Source organism: Curtobacterium sp. B18 (genome assembly GCF_000333375.1).
Taxonomy (GTDB): Bacteria; Actinomycetota; Actinomycetes; order Actinomycetales; family Microbacteriaceae; genus Curtobacterium.
In genome coordinates, this window is sequence record NZ_BACZ01000177.1 from 1 (window position 1) to 4,713 (window position 4,713).

Consider the following 4,713-nt stretch of genomic DNA (forward strand, 5'->3'; position numbering starts at 1 on the left):
CGCCCTCTTCCGACAGCATCGACCCACCGCTCGANGCGATGGTCGGTGCTGCCGTGCGGGGTGGACCTCGGGGACCGGGTCGGTGCTCGTCATGCCCTCGATCGTGCCACCGCGCGGTCACGCACGCGCTGCGACTCGGTCACGGCGACGCGTTCGGCGGTGAGCAGGAGACCGGCCACCTCGCCGGAACTGCGCGTCGGTGCGTCGTTCCAGCTCGTGAGGTCGCGGACGCGTCCCATCCGGACGTCCGGTGCCGGGCACCACAGCACCGGCGCTCCCTCGTCGGAGGCGAGCGCGTGCCACACCAGGTCGAGGGCGCGCTGGACCTGCTGCGAGTGCACGGCGTGCGGGCCGCCCGCCGCGGAGACGACCGAGCCGACCAGGCACGCGGCGACGAGTGGCCGACCCTGCACGTCCATGGCGGCGGCGCTCGACGCCTTCCGCATCCGTCCGTGCTCGTCGACGTAGGCGAACCACGCGTGCTGGATCCACCCCCGTTCGATGACGCCGCGGGCACCGGAGAGCAGCCTGGCGAGGTCGTCGAGCTCCTGCAGACGGGCTTCGACACGACGCTCGCGTGCCGCGGTGCGGCGCGCTGCGAAGCGGTCGAGGAGCCCGCGGATGCCGGTGCGGGTCGGGGCGGACGGGACGGGAGAGGCGTCGGTGGCGACGTCGTGCTGGACGCGGAACTCGAGGGTCATGACGGCCCCTCCGATCTTCACGTGCACGGATTGGTGCGGTCACGATAGCCCCGCGCGGACTCAGTCGTCCAGCACTTCTCCGATCACCCGGTGGGCGACGGCGCGGAACGCGCGGTCGTCGGACAGGTGGAGTGCCGAACCGATCGAGACGGCCCAGGCGCGGGCCCGCTCCCAGGTGTCGTCGTCGGCCGCGACGCGTGCGCGGAAGGTGCGCCGCGCCTCCCGGTCGAGCGTGAGCCACGCGGTGGCGAGGTCGACCGCCGGGTCGCCCGCCGTCACGTCGCCGAAGTCGACGACCGCCGACAGGCGGGTACCGCCGTCCGGTGCCGTGTCGAACAGCACGTTGAAGGGGTGCAGGTCGCCGTGCACCCAGACGGGAGGCCCGGCGTACGCGGGCAGCGCCGCCGCCGTCCGCCAGACTGCCGCGAGTGCGCGGGCCCGTGGCACGTCCGCCGTCGCGAGCCGCGTGAGCACCGCCTCGCTCCGGGTCGCGAGCGGCACCGCCCGGACCGGGTTCACCGGGGCGTCGGCGGGTGCCGGGACGTGCAGCAGTCCGAGGAACGCGGCGAGCGCCTCGGCGACGCGCACCCCGCCCTGCCGTTCGCCGGCCGGTTCGCCCGGGAGCCAGCGGACCACGCTCCACGACCACGGGTAGCCGAGGGCCGGTCGACCGGTGCGGACCGGGTCCGGCACCGGCACGATCGGGGCCACCCGCTGCGCGATCCCGGGCAGCCAGCGTTGCTCGTGCTCGATGAGGGTCGCGGCGGCCGCACGGCGGGGGAGCCGGACGGCCAGCAGGTCGCCGAGCCGGACCACGACGTTGTCCCACCCGTTCGCGGCGATCGCCATCGGGAGGTCGGCGAGGTCGGGGTGCTGGTCACGGAGCAGGGCGGCGACGAGCGGGACGTCGACGTCGACCTCGGCAGCGGGGGTGGCCACCGGGTCAGGCTAGCCCGGACCGCGGCGGACCCGTGAACGGGGGCGTGAGCGCAAACCTACCGCTGGGTATGCTCGGAGCGATCAGCGACGTGGGTGTCGGTGGGGGGACCCGCGTCGCTCGGTCGAGGGAGTCCGCTCAGTGCTCGGTCGAGCGGGTTCGCTCAGTCGAGGGGTTCGCTCAGTCGAGCGGGAGCGGGGCGATCATCCCGACGAGTCGGGGGATCTCCGGACGGACCCGGTCCGTGACGATCGCGGCGAGCAGGACCGTCCAGAGCTCGCGGAGCCGCTCGTACAGGTCCGACCGGTCGGCGAGGACGTCGGAGACCGTCTGCACGCCCGTGTAGGCGGGGATGACGACCCGGCCGACGAGGTCCGCGTCCCACGCCGGGTCGACCTCGCCGGCGTCGATGCCCTGCCGGACGAGGTCGGCGATCACCTGCATCCAGTCGGTGTACGGGTCGCGCCGTGCCACGCCCTGCGCAGCGGTGTCGGTGGACAGCCGGATGCCGGCGCTCACGACCGTCTCGTGGACCATCTGCGACGCGAGCCCCTGCGACAGCCACATGAGCACCTCGAGCGGGGTGGTGCCGCGCGCGACGGCCGCCTCGCCGTACTGCCGGGAGACCTCGTGCTGCCGGGCGACCACCGCACCGGCGAGGTCCGCCTTCGAGGTGAAGTGGAAGTAGAGCGCGCCCTTCGTGAGGCCGGCCCGCTCGGCGACGGCGTCCATCGAGGTGCCGAGGTAGCCCCGCTCGTCGAACTCGCTCGCCGCGGCGTCGAGGATCGCGGCGCGGGTCTCGACCGCTCGCTGCTGCCGCGTCCCGCTCTCCTGCGCCATGATCCTGCAAGCGTACCGACGCGACCGCGCCCAGGCGGCGTCCGGCCGGCGTCCGGGATCCTCCCCGGTCGGCTGTCGTACGGTTCCCGACATGGACGGATGGCGGAACCCCGTGCGCTGGGCCCGGACGGGGCGGTGGCTGCTGCTGCCGATCGCCGTGCTCGACTGGGTCGCGCTCGCGCCGCAGACCGTCGTCGTGCTGGCGTTCGCGATCGCCGTCGTCGGGTTGGCCGGCATCGCCGCGGCGCTCGTCGCGTGGATGCTCCGACGGTCGCGTGGTGCCATGGCGGCGCTCGGGGTGGTGCTCCTGCTCGGAGGTCTCGTCGTGTTCGGGCTCGACCCGTTCCCCGCGGTGTTCCCGCTCGTCGACGGGTGGTGGCCGGAGTCGATCACCCGGCCGCAGGTCGTCGCGAGCGCCTACTGGCAGCTCGCCGGGCTCGGGATCGAGCTCGCCGGGTTCGGCATGCTCGCGACGCTCCTCGTCGTGTCGCTCACGGCGAAGCCCGCGCAGCGCTGACGACCGGGGGTCCGGGCCGTCGGGTACCCGCGCGACCGGGCATCCGGGCGCCCGGCGGTCAGTCGCGCGTGAGCACGAGGAGCGTGCCGACCGCCGCGTCGCCCCGGACGCGTTCGACCAGGTCGGCGACGTCGTCGGCGGTCCGCACCGACGTGGTCAGGGCGTCGAGGCCCCCGACCGCGGCCAGCAGTCCGTCGGTGCACAGCACGACGCGGTCGCCCGGTGCGAGCTCGACGGTCCCCGTCGTCCGCGGGGTCCCCGCGGGTTGCAGGCCGATCGGCAGGTCGCGCGACCGGAGGACCTCGGTGCCGCCGTCCGCGCGCACCACGGCCGCCAGGCCGTGCCCGGCGTCCACGTACGCGGCGTGCCCCGACGCGGGGTCGAGCCGCAGGTGGAAGAGCGATGCGACGGTGTCCGCAGCCGACAGGTCGGCGGCGACCTGCGCCTCCAGGCCCTCGATCGCGGTCACGGTGTCGACGTCGGTGCGTGCGATCACGGCCGCCCGGACCGCGGCCGCGAGGAGCGCCGCGGCCCGACCGGCGACCGGGACGGCACCCACGGTGCAGTGCAGGCGGCCGTCCGCTGCGACGCGCCAGTCCGCGACGTCGCCGGAGTCCTCGCGGGGGAGTGCCAGGGCGTGGAGTGCGTACCCGGGGACGTCGACGGGCTCCGGGACGAGGCTGTCCACGACCCGCCGGACCCGGTCGCGCTCGATCACGTGGCCGAGCTCCCGTTCCGCCCACCGTGCGAGGTCACGGAGCAGGTCGAGGTCCTCCGGCGACATCGTCCGTGGGATCGCGTCCATGATGCAGAGGGTGCCGACGCGGGTGCCGTCGAGCATCGACAGCGGTGCGCCCGCGTAGAACCGGATCCCCTGCTCGGTGACGGCCGCGAGGTGCGCGAACCGCGGGTCGAGCGTGGCGTCCGGCACCACGATCGGCGCATCGTCGAGCACCGTCGTCGAGCAGAACACCTGCTCGGCCGGCGCGCTGCGGCCCTGGTGCCAGCCCTGGGTCGACTGCGCCGTCACCAGGCCGTCGTGCACGATGTTGAGGAAGGACAGCGGGACGCCGAAGGCCTCCTGCGTCATGCGGGTGATGCGGTCGAAGCGCTCTTCGGGGCCGCTCCCGAGCACGCCGAGCGCCTCGATCACGGCCGACCGGTGCGCTGCGGCGTCGAGGTGGCTCACCCGTCCTGTCTACCCGCACCCTCGCCCAGGAACCAGTCCCGCGGGTGGGGGTCGGCGGTGAGCTCGCGCCGCTCGGACACGGGCGCCGCCCAGGCTGCCGCGTTCGACAGCACCCGCTGGACGTCCGGGTGGTGGTACACCGGGTACTCCTGGTCGCCGGGGGAGAAGTAGAAGACCTTCCCGAGGCCGCGGCGGTACGCGACGCCCGAGCGGAAGACCTCGCCGCCGGCGAACGTCGACAGGAAGACCTCTTCGTCGGGGCGCGGGATGTCGAAGTACTCGCCGTACATCTCCTGGCGGTCGATGACGATCGGGTGCGGGACGTCCGCGGCGATCGGGTGCTCGGGCGCCACCGTCCAGACCAGCTCGCGCTCCCCGTCGTTGCGCCACTTCAGCGAGCAGGTCGTGCCCATCAGCCGCTTGAACGGCTTCGAGTAGTGCCCGGAGTGCAGGACCACGAGGCCCATGCCCGCGTGCACGGCGTCGACGACCAGGTCGACGACGGCGTCGCTCACCTCGTCGGGGCGGC

General features: G+C 74.3%; 6 protein-coding genes. 1 reads left to right on the top strand and 5 read right to left on the bottom strand.

Going from position 1 to position 4,713, the window contains the following annotated elements:
* Positions 1 to 89 precede the first annotated feature (89 nt).
* From I5E_RS04735 to I5E_RS04745, 3 genes are all read right to left on the bottom strand, one after another.
* A complete protein-coding gene (locus I5E_RS04735; protein WP_148286863.1) occupies positions 90 to 701 on the bottom strand; it encodes a DUF6197 family protein in 612 nt (203 codons plus the stop codon).
* A gap of 60 nt (positions 702 to 761) precedes the next feature.
* Complete coding sequence (locus I5E_RS04740) at positions 762 to 1,640, bottom strand: aminoglycoside phosphotransferase family protein (protein WP_022905978.1); 879 nt, start codon at positions 1,638 to 1,640, stop codon at positions 762 to 764.
* A 178-nt stretch (positions 1,641 to 1,818) separates the two neighbouring features.
* Entirely contained in the window at positions 1,819 to 2,478 is a 660-nt protein-coding gene (locus I5E_RS04745; protein WP_022905979.1) for a ScbR family autoregulator-binding transcription factor, read from the bottom strand.
* A 91-nt stretch (positions 2,479 to 2,569) separates the two neighbouring features.
* Here I5E_RS04745 and I5E_RS25220 point away from each other — a divergent pair, with 91 nt between their 5' ends.
* The gene (locus tag I5E_RS25220; RefSeq protein WP_022905980.1) at positions 2,570 to 2,995 is read left to right on the top strand and encodes a hypothetical protein; all 426 of its coding nucleotides are present in this window, start codon (positions 2,570 to 2,572) and stop codon (positions 2,993 to 2,995) included.
* A 58-nt stretch (positions 2,996 to 3,053) separates the two neighbouring features.
* Here I5E_RS25220 and I5E_RS04755 read toward each other — a convergent pair whose 3' ends face one another.
* Positions 3,054 to 4,184, bottom strand: coding sequence for a PP2C family protein-serine/threonine phosphatase (locus I5E_RS04755; RefSeq protein ID WP_022905981.1), 1,131 nt, complete (start codon positions 4,182 to 4,184; stop codon positions 3,054 to 3,056).
* Positions 4,181 to 4,713: ThuA domain-containing protein (locus I5E_RS04760; protein WP_022905982.1), on the bottom strand; the 533-nt coding region annotated here is incomplete at its 5' end. The genes I5E_RS04760 and I5E_RS04755, both read right to left, overlap by 4 nt.

Excerpts from the sequence above, each read along its gene's own strand:
- I5E_RS04735 (WP_148286863.1), bottom strand. The coding sequence starts at position 701 with ATGACCCTCGAGTTCCGCGTCCAGCACGACGTCGCCACCGACGCCTCT.
- I5E_RS04745 (WP_022905979.1), bottom strand. The coding sequence starts at position 2,478 with ATGGCGCAGGAGAGCGGGACGCGGCAGCAGCGAGCGGTCGAGACCCGC.
- I5E_RS25220 (WP_022905980.1), top strand. The coding sequence starts at position 2,570 with ATGGACGGATGGCGGAACCCCGTGCGCTGGGCCCGGACGGGGCGGTGG.